This window comes from Brevundimonas sp. ALps5, from assembly GCF_058681645.1.
The window spans coordinates 1,493,223-1,513,826 of record NZ_CM178744.1; the positions used below are offsets into that span (position 1 = coordinate 1,493,223).

Below are 20,604 nucleotides of genomic sequence, written 5' to 3' on the forward strand. Positions count from 1 at the left end.
CGGTTCGACCCGCCGGAGCCCGTCGCAAATCCCTCCGGCCTCTGGGCCAGACTTTTCCAACGCCTCTTCGTCCCGCGCTCTCACGGCGTCCGGGCGCGAGGCCGGGTGCTATCCTGACATGACTGACGTACGCGACACTGACCCCACCGCCCCCGAAGCCGAAGCGCTCGAGGCGTTGACCCCCGAAAACACCGAGGCGACTCCCGAAGAGATCGCCGCCGCCCAGAGCGCCATCGAGGCCGCCGAGGCGGAGGACGAGGAGGAGGGCGAAGCCGTCGTCCCCTCCGGCCGCATCACCCTGCAGGAGCTCAACGACAAGACGCCGGCCGATCTGGTCGCCTTCGCCGAACAGCTCGAGATCGAGAACGCCGGCAACCTGCGCAAACAGGACCTGCTGTTCGCCATCCTCAAGGCCCTGGCCGACGAGGAAGTCGAGATCATCGCCGACGGGGTCCTGGAAATCCTCTCCGACGGCTTCGGCTTCCTGCGCAGCCCGGGCGCCAATTACCTTCCGGGTCCGGACGATATCTATGTCTCGCCCTCGCAGATCCGCCGCTTCGGCCTGCGCAACGGCGACACCGTCCACGGCGCCGTCCGCGGCCCCCGCGAAGGCGAGCGCTACTTCGCCCTGCTCAAGGTCGACACCATCAATTTCGAGAGCCCGGAAACGGTCTCGACCAAGGTCCTGTTCGACAACCTGACCCCGCTCTATCCCGACGAGCGGCTGCACATGGAAATCCAGGACCCGACCCTGAAGGACCGTTCTGGCCGGGTCATCGATATCGTGGCCCCGCTCGGCAAGGGCCAGCGCTGCCTGATCGTCGCCCCGCCGCGCGTGGGTAAGACGGTCATGCTTCAGAACATCGCCAAGTCGATCGAGAAGAACCACCCCGAGGTCTTCCTCATCGTCCTGCTGATCGACGAACGTCCGGAAGAAGTCACCGACATGCAGCGCACCGTGAAGGGCGAGGTCGTGGCCTCGACCTTCGACGAGCCGGCCAGCCGCCACGTCGCCGTCGCCGAGATGGTCATCGAAAAGGCCAAGCGCCTGGTCGAGCACAAGCGCGACGTCGTCATCCTGCTCGACTCGGTCACCCGTCTGGGCCGCGCCTACAACGCCACCGTCCCGTCGTCGGGCAAGGTCCTGACCGGCGGTGTCGACGCCAACGCCCTGCAGCGGCCCAAGCGCTTCTTCGGCGCGGCGCGGAATGTGGAACAGGGCGGCTCCCTGACCATCATCGCCACGGCCCTGATCGACACCGGCTCGCGCATGGACGAGGTGATCTTCGAAGAGTTCAAGGGCACCGGTAACTCGGAAATCGTCCTGGACCGCAAGGTCGCCGACAAGCGCATCTTCCCGGCCATCGACGTGCTCAAGTCCGGCACCCGCAAGGAAGAGCTGATCACGCCGAAGGAACAGCTGACCAAGACCTACGTCCTGCGTCGCATCCTGAACCCCATGGGTCCGCAGGACGCCATCGAATTCCTGCTCGATAAGCTGCGCCAGTCCAAGAACAACGGCGACTTCTTCCAGTCGATGAACACCTGATCGACGATCAGTGTTTGGCCGGTATGGCCAGGCACTACGTAGTTTCACGTGAAACATCGGCCCGAACGTCGGTGTGAAAACGGAGCGAGACGATGAAGGTCACCATCAACATCGAGTGCGAGCCCGCCGAGGCCCGGGCCTTTCTGGGCCTCCCGGACGTCACTTCGCTCAACGATCATCTGGTCGAGGAGATGAAGAAGCGGATGGACGCCAACGTCTCGGCCATGCAGCCGGAAGAGCTGATGAAGTCCTGGACCAGCTTCGGCCTGACCGCCCAGGACCAGTTCCGCCGCCTGATGGAAGCCGCGACGACGTCGACGAAGTGACCCAGTCGTCTCCTCCCCATCGCTCTGCGATGGGGAGGTGGCTCGGAGCGTAGCGAAGAGACGGAGGGGGTTCTTCGCCCCACACAGATTCGATGCCGCCAGAACCCCTCCACCGCTTTGCGGTCCCCCTCCCCATTTCATGGGGAGGAGACGTGTGACCACCCACACCATCTTCGCCCTCGCCACCCCTCCGGGTCGCGGGGCCATCGCCATCCTCCGCCTGTCCGGTCCCGGGACCGACGCCGCCCTGACCGCCCTCGGCGCCGGGGGGCTAAAAGCCCGTCTGGCCTCTCTCCGGACATTGACCCACGTCGGCGCCGTCATCGATCAGGCCCTCGTCCTCCGCTTCCCGGGGCCGAACTCCTACACCGGCGAGGACTGCGCCGAGCTCCACCTTCATGGCGGTCGCGCCGTGGTCGAGGCGGCGTCCCAAGCCCTGATCACGCTCGGCCTGCGCCCCGCCGAACCGGGCGAGTTCACCCGGCGCGCCTTCGAGAACGGCCGGATGGATCTGGCGCAGGCCGAGGCGGTCGCCGATTTGATCGACGCCGAGACCACGGCCCAGGCCGGTCAGGCCCTCGGTCAACTCGACGGCGCCCTCAGCCAGACCTATGCCGGCTTCCGCCGTGACCTGCTCAAGGCGCTGGCCCTCGTTGAGGCCGAGATCGATTTTCCGGATGAGGACGTCCCCGACAATCTGGCCCGCACCGCGGGGCCGGTGCTCGAGGGTCTGGCCTCCGACCTGAGGGCCGCACTTGCCGACGCCGACAGGGGCAGGCGGGTGCGCGAGGGCTATCGGATCGTCCTGATCGGCGAGACCAACGCCGGCAAGTCGTCCCTGTTCAACGCCCTGGTCGAGCGTGAGGCGGCGATCGTCACCCCCATCGCGGGCACGACCCGCGACGTCCTCGACGCCGAACTGGTCATCGGCGGCTATGCCGTGACCTTGTCGGATACAGCCGGGTTGCGCGACAGCGAGGATCCCGTCGAGGCCGAGGGCGTTCGCCGGGCCCGCGCCCGCGCCGCCGAGGCCGACCTGCGTCTGTGGGTCCGGGGCCCCGGAGACCCCGACGGCGTCGCCGCCGACTTCGCCCGGTCCGACGATCTGGTGGTTCTGACCAAGGCCGATCTGGGCGCGGCCTCGGTCTGCGCCGAACACGTTCTGAAGGTCAGCACGGCGAGCGGGCAGGGGCTCGGCGCCCTGCACGACTGGATCGCCGCCCGGCTCGCCCGCGATCTCTCAGGCGCAGACTTCCCCGCCGTTACACGTGAAAGACACCGGCGCCGTCTGACCGAAGCCCTGTCCGCCGTCGAGGCCGGACGCGCCGCACTCGACCGGGCCCCCGAGATGGCGGGGGACGATCTGCGCCGCGCAGCAGAGGCCCTGGCCCGGGTCACCGGCGCCATCGGCGTCGAGGATGTTCTCGGGGAGGTGTTTTCGACCTTCTGTATCGGAAAGTGAGGGCGGTCTGTTCCACGTGAAACACCGCCCTCGGTAGCTTTTTCGGCCCATTTCCCCTATGTCCCGCCCCATGCATTCCTCCCACTCCTTCGACGTCATCGTCATCGGCGGCGGCCACGCCGGCTGTGAAGCCGCGGCTGCTTCCGCGCGCACCGGCGCCCGTACCCTTCTGCTCACCCAGAAGCTGGAGACGGTGGGCGAGATGTCCTGCAATCCGGCCATCGGCGGTCTCGGCAAGGGCCATCTGGTCCGCGAGATCGACGCCCTCGACGGCGTCATGGGTCGGGTCGGCGACGTCTCCGGCATCCAGTTCCGCCTGCTGAACCGCTCCAAGGGCGCCGCCGTCCAGGGGCCGCGCAGCCAGATCGACCGCCGTCTGTACCGCGAGGCCATGCAGGCCGAGTTGGCCCAGACCCCGAACCTGACCCTGATGGCCGGCACCGCCGAAGGCCTGATCATGGATGCGGACCGCGTTGTGGGCGTCGTCACCCTCGGCGGCGAACAGATCCGCGCCGCCGCCGTTGTCCTGACCACGGGCACCTTCCTCAACGGCGTCATCCATCGCGGCGACGAGCGTATCCCGGCGGGCCGTCACGGCGAGGATCCCTCGACCGGCATGGCCGCCGACCTCTATGGCGCCGGCCTGCAGATGGGCCGTCTGAAGACCGGCACGCCTGCCCGCCTCGACGGTCGCACCATCGGCTGGGACCGGCTGGAGATGCAGGCCGCCGACGACGAGCCCGTGCCGTTCAGCTTCCTGACCGACCGGATCGACGTGCCCCAGATCGCCTGCGGCATCACCTCGACCAATGAAGAGACCCACCGGATCATCGCCGCCAACCTCGGCGAAAGCGCCGTCTATGGCGGCCATCTGACCGGACGCGGTCCGCGCTACTGTCCCTCCATCGAGGACAAGGTGGTCCGTTTCGCCGACAAGACCTCGCACCAGGTCTTCCTCGAGCCCGAGGGTCTGGACGATCCGACCGTCTATCCGAACGGCATCTCGACCTCGGTCTCGCCGGAGACGCAAGCGGCCTTCCTGCGCACCATGCCGGGGCTGGAGGCGGTCGAGGTCTTCCGCTTCGGCTACGCCATCGAATACGACTATGTCGATCCGCGCGAACTGACCCCGGCGCTGGAGGTCAAACGCCGACCGGGTCTCTATCTGGCCGGCCAGATCAACGGCACGACCGGCTATGAGGAGGCGGGGGCCCAGGGCCTGATCGCCGGTCTGAACGCCGCCCGCGCCGCCGCCGGCTCGGACCCGATCATCCTCGGCCGCGACCAGGCCTATATCGGGGTGATGATCGACGACCTCGTGACCCGGGGCGTTACCGAGCCCTATCGGATGTTCACCAGCCGGGCCGAGTACCGGCTGACCCTGCGCGCCGACAACGCCGACCAGCGCCTGACGCCGATCGGCATCGCGGCGGGTGTCGTCGGTTCGGACCGCGCCGCACGCTTCGGCGAGAAGGCGGCGGCTTTGGCCGAGGCCATGACCCTTGCACGTGAAACGCGGTACACGCCGAAGGAAGCGCAGGCCCTCGGCATCGCCGTCAACCCCGACGGTCAGCGCCGGTCGATGCGCGATCTGCTGGCCTATCCCGGCGTCGACCTGACCGCCTTCGAGGGCGAGCATCCGGCCATCGTCGGCTGGTCCGCCGCCGTGCGCGAACAGGTCCAGATCGACGCGGGCTATGCCGGCTACCTCGACCGCCAGGCCGCCGACGCCGAGGCCCTGCGCCGCGAGGAGCAGCTGAAGCTGCCGGCCAATCTTGACTACGCCCTGATCGGCGGCCTCTCTAACGAGGTGCGCGAGAAGCTGTCGCTCATTCAGCCCCAGACCCTGGGGCAGGCGGGCCGGATCGAGGGCATGACCCCCGGCGCCCTGACCGCGCTTCTGTCCCACGTGCGCAAGGGTTCGCGCGCCGAAGCCGCCGCCTGAGATGACGCCTTCCGAATTCCAGGCCCTGACCGGCGCGTCGCCGGAGCGTATGGCCGACCTCGCCGTCTTCCTCGAGCGGCTGACCGAGGCCAATGAAGTCATGAACCTCGTCGGGCCGGACTCCATCCCCGACTTCTGGAACCGTCACGCCTGGGACTCGGCCCAGTTGCTGGATCTGGCGCCGGAGGCCAGGACCTGGGCCGATCTGGGGGCAGGGGCGGGCTTCCCCGGTCTGGTCCTCGCCATCCTGTTGAAGGATCGGCCCGGCGCACATGTCTGGCTGATCGATTCCCTGCAGAAACGCTGCCGCTTCCTCCAGACCATTGTCGATGAACTGGCCCTGCCGGCGACGGTGATATGGGGTCGGGCCGAGGAGCAGTCGGTCACGGCGGACGTCGTCACCGCCCGCGCCGTCGCCCCGATGGACAAGCTTCTGGGTTATGCACAGCCCTACCTCTCTCGCGGTGCACAAGCTGTGTTTCTCAAGGGAGAGAAGGCCGAGGCGGAGTTGCGGGAGGCGGCCAAGGTCTGGCATCTGGATGCCGAACTCTCCATTTCCCGCAGCGATCCCCGCGGTCGTATCGTCACCGTCAGGACCCTTCGCCGTGGCCCCCAAAAGCGTAAACATGCCTGAAGTTGAGAAGAAGACCCGCGTCCTCGCCGTCTCCAACCAGAAGGGCGGGGTGGGCAAGACTACGACCGCGATCAATCTGGGCACCGCCCTGGCCGCCATCGGCGAGAAGGTGCTGATCGTCGATATGGACCCCCAGGGCAATGCCTCCACGGGTCTGGGCGTTCCACGTGAAACGCGCCGCATCACCATCTATGACGTCGTCGTCGACGGCCGCTCGATCCATGACGCGGCCGTACCGACGGCCGTACCGGGCCTGCACATCATCCCGGCCGACGCCGACATGTCCGGCGTCGAGATCGAGCTCAGTCAGGCCGACCGCCGTTCCTACCGCCTGCGCGATGCGCTCGAGGCCCAGGCGAATGGCAATACCGGGTATGACCCGGCCCCCTACGACTATGTCCTGATCGACTGTCCGCCGTCGCTGAACCTGCTGACGCTGAACGCCATGGCTGCGGCCGACGGGGTGCTGGTGCCGCTGCAGTGCGAATTCTTCGCCCTGGAGGGCCTGACACAGCTGATGAAGACCATCGACATGGTCCGTCAATCATTGAATCCGGCGCTGGAAATCCAGGGTCTGGTCCTGACCATGTACGACCGCCGCAACGCCCTGTCGGCCCAGGTCGCCGCCGACGTGCGCGGCCATTTCGGCGACAAGGTGTATGATGCGGTCATTCCACGGAACGTCCGGGTGTCGGAGGCGCCGTCCTTCGGCAAGCCGGTGCTGATCTACGATCTGAAATGCACGGGCAGCCAGGCCTATCTGCGCCTCGCCAAGGAGGTGGTCGGCCGCGAACGCCGCCGCCGCGCCGAACCGGCCGCCGCCTGAAAACAATAGAAGAAACGGAACAAAGACTTGTCTGAACGTCAAAGAGGATTGGGCCGCGGCCTGTCGGCCCTGCTGGGCGAGAACGCCGCCGAGGCCGTGCCGGTCGCGGGCGCGCAGGCGGCCGGAATCCAGACCGCCCCGATCGAGAGCCTCAAGCCCAACCCCGACCAGCCGCGCAAGATCTTCACCCAGGAAGACCTCGACGAACTGACGGCCTCGATCCGCGACAAGGGCATTCTTCAGCCCATCCTGGTCCGCACCCAGCCGGGTCAGGACGGCATGTGGCAGATCATCGCCGGCGAACGCCGCTGGCGCGCCGCCCAGGCCGCCCGTCTCACCGAGGTGCCGATCGTCGTGCGCGAGATGGACGACGTCGAGGTGTTCGAGGTCGCAATCATTGAAAACGTCCAGCGCGCCGATCTGAACCCGCTGGAAGAGGCCGACGCCTACCGGATGCTGATGGAGCGTTTCGGACGGACCCAGGACACGGTCGCCGGCGTGGTCGGCAAGAGCCGCAGCCATGTCGCCAACACCCTGCGCCTGCTGCAGCTGCCGGAAGAGGTCCTCTGGTACGTGCGTCACGGCAAGCTGACCGCCGGTCACGCCCGCGCCCTGATCACCGCCCCCAACCCGGGCGAGCTGGCCGAACAGGTCTTCAAGGAGGGCATGAACGTCCGTCAGGCCGAGGCCCTGGCCCGCCGCGCGGCCGAGGGCCCCAAGCCGACCTCCTCGAAGCCGGCCGCGGCCTCGGGCGAAGGTTCGGCCGATGTTCAGGCGCTGGAACAGGATCTGGCCGACGCCCTGGGCCTGAAGGTCCAGCTGGCCGACAAGGGCGGCAAGGGCGAGATCACCATCCGCTACGGCTCGCTGGAGCAGCTCGACGACCTGTGCCGCCGGCTGATGCGCGGTTGAGCCTCGCCTGTGCTAGGGTGCAGTCATGACCGACAAGCCCGAAACCGCCGCCGAAGCTCTCAAACGCGTCCTCGCCGCCAAGAAGGCGAACGCCACAGGGTCCGGCGGCCCCGCCTTCAAGCCGGGCCAGCATCCGGAAAAGGCCGCCAGCGCCAAAAGCGCGGCCATGGCCAAGCCGGCCTTCAGGAAGGCCTCGAAGCGGGGCTGATCCGTGTCTCCTCCCCATCTGTGATGGGGAGGAGACGGCCTGACTAAACCACCTCGCCCCTCAGCAGCCTCGGCAGATCGCCCGTCGCGCCGCCGGCCTCGCGCATGAAGGCGCGGCGCAGGGGGCCGATGCGGTTGACGGCCGCCATGCCGAGATCGCGCGCCAGCCGCACCGGCGGCAGGTCGTTGGAGAACAGCCGCACGAAGCCGTCGAAACCAGCCGCCAGGGCCGCATTGTCGAACCGGCGCCAGCGGGCATAGCGGTCCAGCACCATCTCCGAGCCGAAATCCTCGCCCAGCCGCACGGCTTCGATCAGGACCTCGGCCAGGGCGGCGGCGTCCTTCAGCCCCATGTTCAGTCCCTGACCCGCCACCGGATGCACCCCATGGGCGGCGTCGCCGAGCAGGGCCGTGCGCGGCGCCGTCAGCTTCTCGGCCAGCTCCAGTGACAGCGGATAGACGAAGCGCGGGCCCTCAGGCGTCGCGCCGTCCAGGAACTCGCCGAAGCGGCGCATCAGATGGGCGTTGAAGGCCTCGTCGGAGGCGGCCTTCAGGGCCTCGGCGCGGCGGGTGGTCTCGGTCCAGACGAGGCTGGCGCGCTGGTCGGTGAGGGGCAGGATGGCGAAGGGGCCGCCGGGCAGGAAGTATTCGTGGGCCACGCCGCCGTGAGGGCGGCCCAGCCGCACCGTGGCCACGACCCCGCTCTGGCCATAGCTCCAGCCGACCGTGCCGATCTTCGCGGCCCGGCGCACGACAGAACCCCGCCCCTCGGCGCCCACGACCAGAGGCGCCCTCAGAATATCGTTATTATTCAATGTGATGAGCGCGCCGAAGCCGTCCGTCTCGACCGAGGCCACCGAAGCGGGCGCCCGGACCTCGATGCCGGCCTCGCTCACAGCGCGGGCGAGGGCGGTGCGGATCTGGCGGTTCTCGACCATATAGCCCAGCGGTTCGTCGCCATTCTGGTCGCCGATCTCGGCGGCGTCGAACCTCAGGTAGGCGGGCAGGGGCCGGTGCGAAGCCGCGCCGGGCCTATGGCCGTCGGTGACCAGGATATGGTCCATGCGGCAGGCGTGGGGCCGCAGAGCCTCGCCGACGCCCAGCGCATCCCACATGCGGAAGGTGGCATAGGCCACGGCGGTCGAGCGGCCGTCGAAGGTCGGGGCCAGCTGGTCCGAAAACGGCTGGGGATCGACCAGCACCACCTTCAGCCCGCCCTGCGCCGCGGCCAGGGCGAAGGTCGCCCCGGCCATGCCGGCGCCGGCGATGATGACGTCATGGGTGAAGGGCGTGCTCATGCCCCGCTTGTCGCGCCGTCAGGCTTCGGCGTCCAGACCCGTGACCCGGACCGATTGTCCTTCAGGAGATCCAGGTGTTGCGGCACTCGCCGACGGTCCAGCCGGCGACGCCCGAGATCACCCGGCATTCGACGCCCATCCCGGCCAGCGGCCCGTGCAGGATGCCGCTCTGCACCGTGGCGCCGCGTCCGTCATAGACCGGCCTGTCGAACGACACCCACTGCGTCGGCTTGCCGGGCTCCGGACGGGCGTTCGGGTCGTAAGTGCGGGGGAAGCTCAGTCCATAGCGGCCCCAGTCGCAACGCGGGCTCCAGGCGCGGTCGCCGTCCTTGAGCCACAGGGGCGGGGGCAGGCGGTCGGTGGTGTTGAACTGATAGTGGCCCTTGGCCACGGCGGCGATGACGGCGCAGTCGTTGGCGTTTTCCGCCACGGGCGGCCCGCCGGGGCCGGAGGGATCGGTGGCGCAGGCGGACAGAAGCGCCATCCCGGCGATCATTGGAACCAAGAACCGCATATCCCATCTCCTCACCGCTCATCCCGGCGGAGGCCGGGATCCAGAGGCACAACGCCGTTGAGAGAAGCAGGGTTCGGGGCCTCATGCCAGACGCCGGCATATGGATCTGGATCCCGGCCTCCGCCGGGATGAGCGGAGGAAGGGTCTATCCGCCTCTGAGACCTGTAATCGTCCGTCCCGGCGCGATGTCCTCGGCCGAGGTGATCAGGTGAACGATCGCGGGGACCCCTTGGCTCCCGGACGCCGCTTCGCGCGCGGCGGCGAAGGCGGCGGGGAAGTCCTCGGTCGTCTCGCAGCGGACGCCGAAGGCGCCGAAGGCCCGGGCGTACTGGACGAAGTCGGGGTTCTTCAGGTCGGTGGCGATGACCCGGCGCGGATAGTCGCGCTCCTGATGCATGCGGATGGTGCCATAGGTCCCGTTGTCGACGATGACGGTGACGGTATTGATCCCGTACTGGACCGCCGTGGCCAGCTCCTGACCGGTCATCAGATATTCGCCGTCGCCGGCGATGCAGACGACGTCGCGGTCGGGATAGAGGCTCTTGGCCGCCACCGCCGCCGGATAGCCGTAGCCCATGGCGCCCGAGGTCGGGCCCAGCTGGGTATGCATCGCCGTATGCTTGTGGAAGCGGTGCAGCCAGGCGGCGTAGTTGCCGGCCCCGTTGGTCAGGATGGCGTCGGCGGGCAGGACCGACCGCAGATGGGCCATGCATTCGCTCATATTGGCCGCGCCGGTGACGGCGACCGGGGTCGTGAAGGCCTCATAGGCCGCATGGCCGGACTCGGCCTGATCGTGCCAGGTCCGGCCCGGCTCGATCTCCGACAGGGCCATGGCCGCGAGCGACACATCGGCGCAGGCGCTCATCAGCGGCGGCCAGACGCGGCCCAGCTCCTCAGGCCCGGGATGGATATGGATCAGGGTCTCGGGCGTGCGGGCCCGGTCGAGCAGGGTGTAGCCCTGGGTCGGGTTCTCGCCGAGGCGGGCGCCGATGGTCAGGATCAGGTCGGCGTCCCTGACCTGCTGCAGCAGCACCGGATTGGGGCCGAGGCCCAAGTCGCCGACATAGTTGGGCCGATCGTTGGAGATCAGATCCTTTCGCCGGAAGGACAGGGCCAGCGGCAGGCCGATCCGCTCGGCCCAGTCGCCGATGGCCGTGGTCGCCTCCTCAGTCCAGCCGGAGCCGCCGAGCACCAGCAGGGGCCGCTCGGCCTTGGCCAGATGCGACCCGACCTCGGCGACGAAGGCGGGATCCAGCGCCGACCGAGCGGGGCTGACGGGCCGCACCGGGGCCGGGCCGCCGTCGGCCTCCAGCACATCCTCGGGCAGGGCGATGACCACCGGCCCCATCCGTCCTTGCAGGGCGGTGGCGAAGGCGCGCTCGACCACCTCGACCGTGCGGGTCGAGGTCTCCAGTTCGGTCGCCCATTTGGCCAGACCGCCGAAGACCTCGCGGTAGTCGACCTCCTGAAAGGCGCCGCGACCCCGGTCCGAAACCGCGATCTGGCCGACGAACAGGATCATCGGGGTCGAGTCCTGATGGGCGGTATGCACCCCGATGGAGGCGTGGGTGGCGCCCGGACCGCGCGTGACCATGCAGACGCCCGGCTTGCCGGTCAGCTTGCCGTAGGCCTCGGCCATGTTGGCGGCGCCCGCCTCGTGCCGGCAGGTGATGACCTGGATCTGATCGGTGACGTCGGCGAGGGCGTCCAGCACGGCCAGATAGCTCTCGCCCGGGACGCAGAAGATCCGCTCCACCCCGTTCATGACGAGGACATCGACGAGGCGGCGAGCGGTGTTGGCGGCGGTATCGGCGGCTTGGGTCATCGCCACGGATTAGCAGACCCGAGCCTGAATTGACCATGCAACCCTATGGTCACGCTTGGCGTTACGGCCACGGTTCAACAGTTCCCCCCTCGGAGATACCCCCATGCGCAAGATCATCGCTCTCGGCATCGTCGCCGCCGCCCTGGCCGTCTCGGCCTGCAACACCGTCTCGGGCGTCGGCCGCGACGTCTCGGCCGCCGGTTCGGCCGTCACCTCGGGCGCCGAGTCGGCCAAACACTGAGGCCAGGGCCTCGACTGATGAAAGGCCCGCCCTGACCGGCGGGCCTTTTTGCGTTGTTTTACTGTGCCGGCCGTCACAAAGGCGTAGCCTGTCCGGCGCACCGTGGGGTGCGAAACCGGAGAGCGATCATGGGACTTCTCGATAACGTCATGCACGGCCTCGGCGATGACGCCGCGCGCGGTCTCGCCGATCTGCTGAAAGGGCAGGGCGGGGTTCAGGGCCTGGCGGACAAGTTCGGCCAGCATGGTCTGGGCGAGGTCGCCGCCTCGTGGATCGGCAAGGGCGCCAATCTGAACATCACCCCGGAACAGATCCAGTCGGTCATCGGCCACGGCCCCATCGCCGATCTGGCCGCCAAACTCGGCGTCTCGCCCGAACAGGCCAGCCAGACCCTGGCCGGCCTCCTGCCCGAGGCCATCGACCGGCTGACGCCCAACGGCCACACGAACGACGCCGGCGCCCTGCTGGACCAGCTGCCCGGCGGCCAAAACGGCGTATTGGGCGGGATGATCGGCGGGTTTCTGAAGAGATAAGAACGTGTCTCCTCCCCGCTCTGCGGGGAGGGGGACCCCGAAGGGGTGGAGGGGCTCTTCACGCCCACGTCCTGTTCGCCCTCAAGACCCCCTCCGTCTCCTCGCAAGGGCTCGGAGCCACCTCCCCATCGCTGCGCGACGGGGAGGAGACCTCAGTCGTACGCTACGCCCGTCAGATACAGGCCGTCCGAAGGCGCGACCGGGCCGCAGGCGGTGCGGTCGCGCGCGGCGAGAGCGTCCGCCACATCCTGCGCCGTCCAGCGGCCGAGGCCGACCTCGACAAGGGTGCCGGTCATGGAGCGGACCTGACGGTGCAGGAAGGACCGGGCCTCGAACACCAGATGCACCTCCTCGCCGACGCGGGTGACGCGGGCGACATCGAGCGTCTTCTCCGGCGACTTCGACTGGCAGGCCAGGTCGCGGAAGGTGGTGAAGTCGTGATGGCCGACCAGCACCTGGGCGGCCTCATGCATGGCCCCGGCGTCCAGCGCCTTCTTCATGTGCCAGACCTTGCCGCGCTCCAGCGCGGGACGGCCGGGCCGATTGAGGATGCGGTAGAGATAGCGGCGGCCGGTCGCCGAGAAGCGCGCGTGCCAGTCGTCGCCGACGGCCGTGGAGTCGAGAACGGCGACCGCCTCCTTCACCAGATGGGCGTTCAGCGCATTCATCACCGTGTCGGCGGGCCAGTCCTTGTCGAGATCGACATGGACGACCTGACCCGTGGCGTGGACGCCGGAATCGGTGCGGCCGGCGGCGGCGATGCGGACGACCTGACCCGAAAAGGCCTTCACCGCCGCCTCGATCGCGCCCTGCACGGTCGGCAGGCCCGCCTGGGCCTGAAACCCGGCATAGCTTGCGCCGTCGTACTCGATGGTCAGGCGGTAGCGGGGCATCAGCCCAATACGGTCCCGGCCGGGAGCGGGAAGCCCTTGAGCAGATCCGACGCCGGCTGCGCCGCCTTGCCCTCGCGCTGGACGCGGGTCAGGCGCACAGCGCCGTCCTCGCAAGCGACCAGCAGATCGTCATCGAGGATTTCGCCGGGCGCCCCGGTCCCCTTCAGGCTGGTCCGCGACATCAGGGCCTTGACCCGCGTCCCGTCGGGCGCGGCGAACCAGGCGCCGGGGAAGGGCGACAGGCCGCGGATGTGGCAGTCGACCTCGGCGGCCGGACGGGTCCAGTCGATACGGGCCTCGGCCGGAGTGATCTTGCGGGCATAGGTCGGCTCGCCGGCCTGGGGCGTCTCGGTCACCCCGCCGCGCTCGATGGCGGCGAGCGCCCGGGTCCAGAGGGTGGCGCCGGTGGTCGCCATCCGCTCGGACAGGCTGGCGGCGGTATCGTCGGGATGGATGGACAGGACCTCGGACAGCAGGATCGCGCCCTCGTCGAGGCCCTCGGACATGCGCATGATCTGGACGCCGGTCTCGCGGTCCCCGGCCATGATGGCGCGCTGGATCGGGGCGGCGCCGCGCCAGCGGGGCAGCAGCGAGCCATGCAGGTTGAAACAGCCCAAACGCGGCGCCTCGAGCACGGCGGGCTTGAGGATCTGGCCGTAGGCGACGACGCAGGCCGCATCCAGATCGAGGCTCTGGAAGATCTCGATGGCCTCTTCGGCCTTCATGGATTCCGGGGTGAAGACTGGCAGGCCCATGGCCTCGGCGAAGGCGTGAACCGGCGACGGCGTCAGCTTCTGGCCCCGGCCCTTGGGGCGCGGCGGCTGGGAATAGACGGCGACGATCTCATGGCCCGAGGCGATCAGCTCGCCCAGCGAGGGCACGGCGAATTCGGGGGTGCCCATGAAGGCCAGGCGCATGGAATGTTCCTTTTAGTGTCGCCTCACGGCGACGGCGCTATCGCTCGGCTCGCGGAGCCTCGCTACTTGAGCGCCAGGGTAAAGACCAGATCGCGCTCAAGTCGTGAGCGACCGCGTCGCGAACATAGCGCCTAAAAAAGAAAGCTGGGACTTTAGTCCCAGCGCGAGGCCACGCCGCCGCCCTCGTCCCATTCGCCGCCGGCGTCCAGGGCGTCGTCGAAGTCGAGCAGGCGGTCCAGCAGGACCCCGGCGACCAGACCGATGGCGGCGACGCCGATGATGGTCGCCAGGCTGCCGATGCCGATCTTCTCGGAGCGGGTCAGACGACGGCGGCCATGGGTGTCGATCACCACCGATTTACGACCCATCACGCGTCCTCCAGCGCCCGCGAGCGCATGTATTTCTTGACCTTGGTCACCGCCCGGTCGCGCTTCAGCCGCGACAGGTGGTCGATGAACAGAACGCCTTCGAGGTGATCCAGTTCGTGCTGGAAGCAGACGGCGTAGAGGCCGTCGATCTCTTCCTCGATGCGCTGGTTGTCGCGGTTCAGGTAGCCGATGCGGATGCGGGCCGGGCGCGAGACGGTGTCGAAGTATTCCGGCAGGGACAGGCAGCCCTCCTCGTACTGGAACAGCTCGTCCGAGGCCCAGAGGATTTCCGGATTGGCGAAGAAGCGCGGATTGGCGCCGCGGTTGGGCTCGGCGTCCTCGCCGCCCTCGTCGACCACCTCGGCGTCCGTCGTCGGCTCGCCGTCGTGCAGGTCCATGACCACGACCCGGCGCAGATCGCCGATCTGGGCCGCGGCCAGGCCGATGCCCGGCGCCGCGTACATGGTCTCCAGCATGTCGTCCATCAGGGCGCGCACGCCATCGTCCACAGCCTCGACGGGTTTCGAGATCTGCTTGAGCACCGCCAGGTCGGCGGCGTTGTCGATGGTGAGGATACGTCTGACGGCCATGGGGCTCAGGTAGGCGCGAAGGCCCTCCGGGTCAAGATTTCGGGGGTTCTGCGCCCCCGGGCGACCGTAGCGCGAGGGGGCTGGCGAGCAGCAGGGCGACCATCAGGAACAGCAGGGCGAAGGCCGTCCCGGGACCGTGGAACTGGGTGACGAAGGCGCAAACGGCCGTCAGGGCGCCGGTGGTTCCGGCCACGATTTTGGCGACCCGGCCCGCCTTCCCTCGCCAGAGCGACACGGCGCTGCCGACCAGGAGGGCGGCCGTCAACAGAGGCGGTCCGCCCAAAAACACGGACAGCATCAGGCCTGCGTGCGCATACTCGGGATCTGTCGTGACGCTGAGGAGGAGGATGAAGGCTCCGAAGAAAAGGCAGGCTACGGCCACGATCAGGGTCAGGACCAGGGTCGCTATCCGAACCAGCCTGCTTCTGGAGATCATTGCTGTCCTTCTTCGGGTGTCAGCCCTGTTCCGAGCCCTGTTCCGGAATGGCGCGCGGTTTCCGGTTTTCGTCAATGGCGACATAGGTGAAGACGCCCTCGGTCACCCGGCTGACGTCGTGCGAGGCGCGAGGCCGCCGCCAGGCCTCGACATGGACGCGGATGGAGGTGCGGCCGATCCGCAGGACCTTCGCATAGATCGAGACCTCATCGCCGACCGAGACCGGCTGGTGGAAGACCATGCCGTCCACCGCGATGGTGGCGCAGCGGCCGCGCGCCAGGTCGAAGGCCGGGGTCGAGCCGGCGAGGTCCATCTGGGCCAGCAGCCAGCCGCCGAAGATGTCGCCCTCGGGGTTGGTGTCGGCGGGCATGGCGATGACGCGCACGACCGGTTGCTGGTCGGGCGCCTGAAGCGGGGTTTCGGGTTGGACGGTGTCGGTCATGAGATCCGCTTTACGCCTGCCGGCCGGGACGGCAAGCCAACTCCGGTTTCAGATTATCACTGATCACTTATGATCTATCCCTGAGCGTTCCGGATCGCCGCGGCCCCCGCGAACGGCGCAATGACGGCGGCGAACAGGGCATAGGCGGCCAGCAGGGCCAGGGCGGGTCCCGGCGGCAGACCCTGAACCGCCCGGGCCAGCGCCCCCGAACCGAACACCACCGGCGGAATAAACAGGGGCAGGACGACGACGGCGATCAGCAGACCGCCGCGCTTCGCCCCCAGCGCCAGCGCCGCGCCCAGGGCGCCGGTGAAGGCGAAGCCCAGCCCGCCCAGACCCGCCGCCAGCGCCGTCAGGGGCGCCAGATGCACGGGCTGACCCAGAGCCAGCGCCGCCACGGGCGCGGTCAGGGCCAGGGGCAGGCCGGTGGCGATCCACTGGCTCAGGGCCTTGATGACGAAGACGGATTCCAGCGGCAGATGGCCCGTCGCCAGCAAATCCAGCGCTCCGTCCTCCAGATCGCGTTCGAACAGCCGCTCCAGCGACAGCAGGGACGACAGGGCCAGCGCCAGCCAGGCCACGCCCGCCGCCACGGGGCCGAGCGTCTTCAGATCGCCGCCCGCCGCCAGAGGCAGGATGGCCGTCAGACAGGCGAAGAAGGCGCAGGCCAGCAGGGGCCCGCCGCCGCCACCCCAGGCCAGCGACAGCTCCCGCTCGAACAGCACCCGCGTCGCCCCGCGCAGACCGGGCGCGCGCGGCTCCGGCGCCCCGGGTTCGGGCTTGCCGGGCTTGGGGTCGTCCCATTTGGGCAGGCGGGGCTCGCTCATCCCAGACCCCCCAGATCCAGCGTCCGCACCGGCATCGGCAAGGCGTCATGGACGGCGGCGAGGATCAGGCCGTCAGACCGCAGATGGCGTTGCATCACCTCGGCGAAGACGGCGCGCCAGCGGGCGTCGAGCGGCCCCATCGGCTCGTCCAGCAGCCACAGGGCGCGCGGCGATCCGACCAGACGGCCGAGCGCGAGCCTGCGCCTCTGGCCCGCCGACAGCTTCCTCACCTCCAGATCCAGCAGGGGCTTCAGGCCGAAGGTCTCGATCGCCTCGTCGACCCCATCCTGGGTGTGGCCCAGCCAGTCGCACTGAAAGGCCAGTTCGTCCCGCGCTGTCCGGGCTCCCTTCAGCCCGTCCAGATGGCCCAGCAGATGCACCTCCCGCCCCCGCGCCTCGCGCGGATCGAGGGTGTTGCGGTCCCCGTCGTGGAAGGCGATTTCGCCGGCTTCCGGCCGGATCAGCCCGGCGACGGCGCGCAACAGACTGGTCTTGCCGGCGCCGTTGGCCCCGGTGAGGGCCGAGACCTCACCGGCCTGAAGTTCGAAGTCCAGTTCGCGGAACAGGACCCTCTCTCCACGGACGATCGAAACCCGGCTCAAGCTGAGGGAATGGATCACTTTTTGCGATCCGTTCTCAATGTCCCCACGGAGGACGTGGATACATGGACTGTATACATCTGCGGAGCTATAGCCCCCCGTGCCGCAGCAGGCTTTCGCCGCGCGCGTCGGGGACCTGTGTGACCCGGCGTCTGTCGCGCGGAGGCGCAACCGGATTGTCGGGCGGCGTACACCAGAGGAAGACTCTCCATGCCGTCGATTGACAGCCTCAAGACCCGCCAGGACCTCTCCGTCGGGCGCAAGAAATACGCCTATTACAGCCTTCCCGCCGCCGAGGAAGCCGGTCTGGCCGGGATTTCCCGTCTGCCGCGCTCGATGAAGGTGCTTCTCGAGAACCTGCTGCGTAACGAAGACGGCGTCTCGGTCACCGAGGACGACCTCAAGGCCGTCGCCGCCTGGATCGAGAACAAGGGTTCGGTCGAGCACGAGATCGCCTTCCGCCCGGCCCGCGTCCTGATGCAGGACTTCACCGGCGTGCCCGCCGTCGTCGACCTGGCCGCCATGCGAGACGCCATGACCGCCCTGGGCGCCGACGCCTCCAAGATCAACCCGCTGAACCCCGTCGACCTCGTCATCGACCACTCGGTCATGGTCGACAATTTCGGCACCCCGAAAGCCTTCGGCCAGAACGTCGAGCGCGAGTATGAGCGCAACATCGAGCGCTACAACTTCCTGCGCTGGGGCTCCTCGGCCTTCGCCAACTTCCGCGTCGTCCCGCCCGGCACCGGCATCTGCCACCAGGTGAACCTGGAAAACCTCGCCCAGACCGTCTGGACGCTGGAAGAGGGCAAGAAGACCGTCGCCTATCCCGACACCGTCGTCGGCACCGACAGCCACACCACCATGATCAACGGCCTGGCCGTTCTGGGCTGGGGCGTCGGCGGCATCGAGGCCGAGGCCGCCATGCTGGGCCAGCCGATCCCGATGCTGATCCCGGAAGTCATCGGCTTCAAACTGACCGGCCGTCTGCCGGAAGGCGCGACCGCGACCGACCTGGTCCTGACCGTCACCCAGATGCTGCGCAAGAAGGGCGTGGTCGGCAAGTTCGTCGAGTTCTTCGGCGACGCCCTGGCCGGCCTGACCCTGGAAGACCAGGCGACCATCGCCAACATGGCTCCGGAATACGGCGCCACCTGCGGCTTCTTCCCCGTCTCGCAAGCCACCATCGACTTCCTGACCGCCACCGGCCGCGACAAGGCCCGCGTTGCGCTGGTTGAAGCCTACGCCAAGGCGCAAGGGCTGTGGATCGACGAGAACTCCGAAGAGCCGGTCTTCACCGACACCCTCGAGCTGGACCTCGCCTCGGTCGTCCCGTCGCTGGCCGGCCCGAAGCGTCCGCAGGACCGCGTCGAACTGACCACCGCCGCCCCCGAGTTCGAAGGCCATCTGACCGGCACCTTCGGCCGTCCGTCGGACGCTCCGCGCTACGAAGTCGCCGGTGAGAAGTTCACCGTCGGCGACGGCGACGTGGTCATCGCGGCCATCACCTCCTGCACCAACACGTCCAACCCCTCGGTCCTGATCGCCGCCGGTCTGGTGGCGCGCAAGGCCAATGCGCTGGGCCTCAAGGCCAAGCCCTGGGTCAAGACCTCGCTGGCCCCCGGCTCGCAGGTCGTCACCGACTATCTGACCGACGCCGGTCTGCAGAAGGATCTGGACGCCCTGGGCTTCAACCTGGTCGGCTACGGCTGCACCACCTGCATCGGCAACTCGGGCCCGCTGTCGCCGGCGATCTCCAAGACGATCAACGACAACGCCGTGGTCGCCACCTCGGTCCTGTCGGGCAACCGCAACTTCGAAGGTCGCGTGAACCCCGACGTCCAGGCCAACTACCTGGCCTCGCCGCCGCTGGTCGTGGCCTACGCCATCGCCGGTTCGATGCGCATCGACATCACCAAGGACCCGATCGGTCAGGACAAGAAGGGCAAGGATGTCTTCCTGAAGGACATCTGGCCGACCTCGAAGGAAGTCTCCGACATCCAGCGCAAGTCGGTCACCCCGGCCATGTTCGCCAAGCGCTACAAGGACGTCTTCAAGGGCGACAAGCACTGGCAGGCGATCAAGATCGAAGGCGGCCAGACCTACGACTGGGATGCGGATTCGACCTACGTCCAGAACCCGCCCTACTTCGAGGGCCTGTCGATGGACCCGGCTCCGGTCACCGACATCGTCGAGGGCCGCGTCCTGGCCATCTTCGGCGACTCGATCACCACCGACCACATCTCCCCGGCCGGTTCGATCAAGTCCTCGTCGCCCGCCGGCGCCTTCCTGATCAACCACGGCGTCGACCCGCTGGACTTCAACGGCTACGGCGCCCGCCGCGGCAACCACGAAGTCATGATGCGCGGCACCTTCGCCAACATCCGCATCCGCAACCGCATCACCCCCGACATCGAGGGCGGCGTCACCAAGCACTTCCCGTCGGGCGACACCATGTCGATCTACGACGCGGCCATGCGCTACCAGTCGGAAGGCCGTCCGCTGGTCGTCTTCGCCGGCAAGGAATACGGCACCGGCTCGTCGCGCGACTGGGCGGCCAAGGGCACCAGGCTGCTGGGCGTCCGCGCCGTCATCGCCGAGAGCTACGAGCGTATCCACCGCTCCAACCTGGTCGGGATGGGCGTGGTGCCGCTGCAGTTCAAGGCTGACGGCTGGCAGAAGCTGGGTCTGACGGGCGAGGAAATCGTCACCGTCCGCGGCCTGTCGGACGTCAACATCGGCAAGCTGAAGCCGCGTCAGGACCTGTGGGTCGAGCTGTTCCGTCCGTCGGACGGCAAGATGGCCCGCTTCCCGGTCCGCTGCCGCATCGATAACCAGACCGAGCTGGACTACTTCCGCGCCGGCGGCGTCATGCCCTACGTCCTGCGCAACCTCGCAGGCGGCGGCTCGACCCCCGAAGCCGAAGCCATCGCGGCCGAGTAATCGGCCTCAGCGGTTTGAGACAGTAAAGGCCGGTGGAGCGATCCACCGGCCTTTTTCGTGTCTGCGCCGCATTCAAAAGACCTAGTCGCGGGTTTCCGCGCAGACATTCAGACCTGTGTCCTTGCTTGGATGGCAATCGCGGCCGCATTCGAATGTTCCGCGATCCGGAACACCGAAAACCACCAGCGTTTCGAGGGCAGATGCCCTGCACTGTTCGAAGGTCTTAAACCGACCTATCTGAACGCTGACGGTGAGATTGTTGGCATCTGGGTACACAAAGCCCGTCCAGTTTGGCGATGCGGAGCAAGACGCCAGAA

The 20,604-nt window shown here is 68.3% G+C and carries 22 protein-coding genes; 11 read left to right on the forward strand and 11 right to left on the reverse strand.

The features are described 5' to 3' along the window. The first annotated feature begins 118 nt into the window (after positions 1-118). The 8 genes from rho (at position 119) to ACW172_RS07200 (ending at position 7,862) form a co-directional block, all read left to right on the forward strand. Positions 119-1,549, forward strand: coding sequence for a transcription termination factor Rho (gene rho, locus ACW172_RS07165; protein WP_492034491.1), 1,431 nt, complete (start codon positions 119-121; stop codon positions 1,547-1,549). Between the two features lie 92 nt (positions 1,550-1,641). Continuing rightward, positions 1,642-1,875 (forward strand): DUF6489 family protein, encoded by a 234-nt coding sequence (locus ACW172_RS07170; RefSeq protein ID WP_492034492.1) that lies wholly within the window; start codon positions 1,642-1,644, stop codon positions 1,873-1,875. A 139-nt stretch (positions 1,876-2,014) separates the two neighbouring features. Further along, positions 2,015-3,337 carry a tRNA uridine-5-carboxymethylaminomethyl(34) synthesis GTPase MnmE gene (mnmE, locus tag ACW172_RS07175; RefSeq protein WP_492034493.1) on the forward strand — a complete coding sequence of 441 codons (1,323 nt, stop codon included), beginning with the start codon at positions 2,015-2,017 and terminating at the stop codon, positions 3,335-3,337. A gap of 70 nt (positions 3,338-3,407) precedes the next feature. After that, complete coding sequence (gene mnmG / locus ACW172_RS07180) at positions 3,408-5,282, forward strand: tRNA uridine-5-carboxymethylaminomethyl(34) synthesis enzyme MnmG (RefSeq protein WP_492034494.1); 1,875 nt, start codon at positions 3,408-3,410, stop codon at positions 5,280-5,282. 1 nt (position 5,283) lies between these two features. Next, on the forward strand, positions 5,284-5,916 hold the full coding sequence (gene rsmG, locus ACW172_RS07185) for a 16S rRNA (guanine(527)-N(7))-methyltransferase RsmG (protein ID WP_492034495.1): 633 nt from the start codon (positions 5,284-5,286) through the stop codon (positions 5,914-5,916). Beyond that, positions 5,909-6,742 carry a ParA family protein gene (locus ACW172_RS07190; protein ID WP_492034496.1) on the forward strand — a complete coding sequence of 278 codons (834 nt, stop codon included), beginning with the start codon at positions 5,909-5,911 and terminating at the stop codon, positions 6,740-6,742. The genes rsmG and ACW172_RS07190 overlap by 8 nt, the downstream gene beginning before the upstream one ends. A 27-nt stretch (positions 6,743-6,769) precedes the next feature. After that, positions 6,770-7,654: a ParB/RepB/Spo0J family partition protein gene (locus tag ACW172_RS07195; RefSeq protein WP_492034497.1), complete on the forward strand. Its 885-nt coding sequence runs from the start codon at positions 6,770-6,772 to the stop codon at positions 7,652-7,654. A 25-nt stretch (positions 7,655-7,679) separates the two neighbouring features. Beyond that, the gene (locus ACW172_RS07200; RefSeq protein WP_492034498.1) at positions 7,680-7,862 is read left to right on the forward strand and encodes a hypothetical protein; all 183 of its coding nucleotides are present in this window, start codon (positions 7,680-7,682) and stop codon (positions 7,860-7,862) included. Between the two features lie 43 nt (positions 7,863-7,905). Here ACW172_RS07200 and ACW172_RS07205 read toward each other — a convergent pair whose 3' ends face one another. The 3 genes from ACW172_RS07205 to ACW172_RS07215 form a co-directional block, all read right to left on the reverse strand. Continuing rightward, positions 7,906-9,159 carry a UbiH/UbiF/VisC/COQ6 family ubiquinone biosynthesis hydroxylase gene (locus tag ACW172_RS07205; protein WP_492034499.1) on the reverse strand — a complete coding sequence of 418 codons (1,254 nt, stop codon included), beginning with the start codon at positions 9,157-9,159 and terminating at the stop codon, positions 7,906-7,908. A gap of 61 nt (positions 9,160-9,220) precedes the next feature. Continuing rightward, the gene (locus ACW172_RS07210; RefSeq protein ID WP_492034500.1) at positions 9,221-9,673 is read right to left on the reverse strand and encodes a hypothetical protein; all 453 of its coding nucleotides are present in this window, start codon (positions 9,671-9,673) and stop codon (positions 9,221-9,223) included. Positions 9,674-9,818: 145 nt separating this feature from the next. Beyond that, a complete protein-coding gene (locus ACW172_RS07215) occupies positions 9,819-11,498 on the reverse strand; it encodes a thiamine pyrophosphate-binding protein (protein ID WP_492034501.1) in 1,680 nt (559 codons plus the stop codon). A 103-nt stretch (positions 11,499-11,601) separates the two neighbouring features. Here ACW172_RS07215 and ACW172_RS07220 point away from each other — a divergent pair, with 103 nt between their 5' ends. Continuing rightward, on the forward strand, positions 11,602-11,739 hold the full coding sequence (locus ACW172_RS07220; RefSeq protein WP_492034502.1) for an entericidin A/B family lipoprotein: 138 nt from the start codon (positions 11,602-11,604) through the stop codon (positions 11,737-11,739). A 128-nt stretch (positions 11,740-11,867) separates the two neighbouring features. After that, positions 11,868-12,272, forward strand: coding sequence for a YidB family protein (locus tag ACW172_RS07225; protein WP_492034503.1), 405 nt, complete (start codon positions 11,868-11,870; stop codon positions 12,270-12,272). Positions 12,273-12,424: 152 nt separating this feature from the next. Here the strand turns inward: ACW172_RS07225 and truA are convergent, their stop codons facing one another. The 8 genes from truA to ccmA form a co-directional block, all read right to left on the reverse strand. After that, positions 12,425-13,165: a tRNA pseudouridine(38-40) synthase TruA gene (truA, locus tag ACW172_RS07230; protein WP_492034504.1), complete on the reverse strand. Its 741-nt coding sequence runs from the start codon at positions 13,163-13,165 to the stop codon at positions 12,425-12,427. Continuing rightward, entirely contained in the window at positions 13,165-14,082 is a 918-nt protein-coding gene (gene fmt, locus ACW172_RS07235; protein WP_492034505.1) for a methionyl-tRNA formyltransferase, read from the reverse strand. The genes truA and fmt overlap by 1 nt, the downstream gene beginning before the upstream one ends. 152 nt (positions 14,083-14,234) lie before the next feature. Further along, on the reverse strand, positions 14,235-14,450 hold the full coding sequence (locus ACW172_RS07240; protein WP_492034506.1) for a hypothetical protein: 216 nt from the start codon (positions 14,448-14,450) through the stop codon (positions 14,235-14,237). Continuing rightward, on the reverse strand, positions 14,450-15,040 hold the full coding sequence (locus ACW172_RS07245; RefSeq protein ID WP_492034507.1) for a peptide deformylase: 591 nt from the start codon (positions 15,038-15,040) through the stop codon (positions 14,450-14,452). The genes ACW172_RS07240 and ACW172_RS07245 overlap by 1 nt, the downstream gene beginning before the upstream one ends. Positions 15,041-15,071: 31 nt before the next feature. After that, positions 15,072-15,476 (reverse strand): hypothetical protein, encoded by a 405-nt coding sequence (locus tag ACW172_RS07250; protein ID WP_492034508.1) that lies wholly within the window; start codon positions 15,474-15,476, stop codon positions 15,072-15,074. 19 nt (positions 15,477-15,495) lie between these two features. Next, complete coding sequence (locus ACW172_RS07255) at positions 15,496-15,918, reverse strand: acyl-CoA thioesterase (protein ID WP_492034509.1); 423 nt, start codon at positions 15,916-15,918, stop codon at positions 15,496-15,498. A gap of 74 nt (positions 15,919-15,992) precedes the next feature. Beyond that, positions 15,993-16,745 (reverse strand): heme exporter protein CcmB, encoded by a 753-nt coding sequence (gene ccmB / locus ACW172_RS07260; protein WP_492034510.1) that lies wholly within the window; start codon positions 16,743-16,745, stop codon positions 15,993-15,995. Further along, positions 16,742-17,365, reverse strand: a complete 624-nt coding sequence (gene ccmA, locus ACW172_RS07265; protein ID WP_492034511.1) for a heme ABC exporter ATP-binding protein CcmA — start codon at positions 17,363-17,365, stop codon at positions 16,742-16,744. The genes ccmB and ccmA overlap by 4 nt, the downstream gene beginning before the upstream one ends. Before the next feature lie 189 nt (positions 17,366-17,554). On the opposite strand from ccmA, the gene acnA reads away from it, so the two are divergent. Then, positions 17,555-20,287 carry an aconitate hydratase AcnA gene (acnA, locus tag ACW172_RS07270; protein WP_492034512.1) on the forward strand — a complete coding sequence of 911 codons (2,733 nt, stop codon included), beginning with the start codon at positions 17,555-17,557 and terminating at the stop codon, positions 20,285-20,287. The last annotated feature ends 317 nt before the right edge of the window (positions 20,288-20,604 follow it).

What these genes read in the sequence shown, in the direction of transcription:
- ACW172_RS07190 (WP_492034496.1), top strand. Translation starts at nt 5,909, where the DNA reads ATGCCTGAAGTTGAGAAGAAGACCCGCGTCCTCGCCGTCTCCAACCAG.
- truA (WP_492034504.1), bottom strand. Translation starts at nt 13,165, where the DNA reads ATGCCCCGCTACCGCCTGACCATCGAGTACGACGGCGCAAGCTATGCC.
- mnmE (WP_492034493.1), top strand. Translation starts at nt 2,015, where the DNA reads ATGGGGAGGAGACGTGTGACCACCCACACCATCTTCGCCCTCGCCACC.
- ACW172_RS07215 (WP_492034501.1), bottom strand. Translation starts at nt 11,498, where the DNA reads ATGACCCAAGCCGCCGATACCGCCGCCAACACCGCTCGCCGCCTCGTC.
- rho (WP_492034491.1), top strand. Translation starts at nt 119, where the DNA reads ATGACTGACGTACGCGACACTGACCCCACCGCCCCCGAAGCCGAAGCG.
- ACW172_RS07250 (WP_492034508.1), bottom strand. Translation starts at nt 15,476, where the DNA reads ATGATCTCCAGAAGCAGGCTGGTTCGGATAGCGACCCTGGTCCTGACC.
- mnmG (WP_492034494.1), top strand. Translation starts at nt 3,408, where the DNA reads ATGCATTCCTCCCACTCCTTCGACGTCATCGTCATCGGCGGCGGCCAC.
- fmt (WP_492034505.1), bottom strand. Translation starts at nt 14,082, where the DNA reads ATGCGCCTGGCCTTCATGGGCACCCCCGAATTCGCCGTGCCCTCGCTG.
- acnA (WP_492034512.1), top strand. Translation starts at nt 17,555, where the DNA reads ATGCCGTCGATTGACAGCCTCAAGACCCGCCAGGACCTCTCCGTCGGG.
- ccmB (WP_492034510.1), bottom strand. Translation starts at nt 16,745, where the DNA reads ATGAGCGAGCCCCGCCTGCCCAAATGGGACGACCCCAAGCCCGGCAAG.
- ACW172_RS07170 (WP_492034492.1), top strand. Translation starts at nt 1,642, where the DNA reads ATGAAGGTCACCATCAACATCGAGTGCGAGCCCGCCGAGGCCCGGGCC.
- ACW172_RS07200 (WP_492034498.1), top strand. Translation starts at nt 7,680, where the DNA reads ATGACCGACAAGCCCGAAACCGCCGCCGAAGCTCTCAAACGCGTCCTC.
- ACW172_RS07220 (WP_492034502.1), top strand. Translation starts at nt 11,602, where the DNA reads ATGCGCAAGATCATCGCTCTCGGCATCGTCGCCGCCGCCCTGGCCGTC.
- ACW172_RS07240 (WP_492034506.1), bottom strand. Translation starts at nt 14,450, where the DNA reads ATGGGTCGTAAATCGGTGGTGATCGACACCCATGGCCGCCGTCGTCTG.
- ACW172_RS07225 (WP_492034503.1), top strand. Translation starts at nt 11,868, where the DNA reads ATGGGACTTCTCGATAACGTCATGCACGGCCTCGGCGATGACGCCGCG.
- ACW172_RS07245 (WP_492034507.1), bottom strand. Translation starts at nt 15,040, where the DNA reads ATGGCCGTCAGACGTATCCTCACCATCGACAACGCCGCCGACCTGGCG.
- ACW172_RS07205 (WP_492034499.1), bottom strand. Translation starts at nt 9,159, where the DNA reads ATGAGCACGCCCTTCACCCATGACGTCATCATCGCCGGCGCCGGCATG.
- ACW172_RS07255 (WP_492034509.1), bottom strand. Translation starts at nt 15,918, where the DNA reads ATGACCGACACCGTCCAACCCGAAACCCCGCTTCAGGCGCCCGACCAG.
- ACW172_RS07210 (WP_492034500.1), bottom strand. Translation starts at nt 9,673, where the DNA reads ATGCGGTTCTTGGTTCCAATGATCGCCGGGATGGCGCTTCTGTCCGCC.
- rsmG (WP_492034495.1), top strand. Translation starts at nt 5,284, where the DNA reads ATGACGCCTTCCGAATTCCAGGCCCTGACCGGCGCGTCGCCGGAGCGT.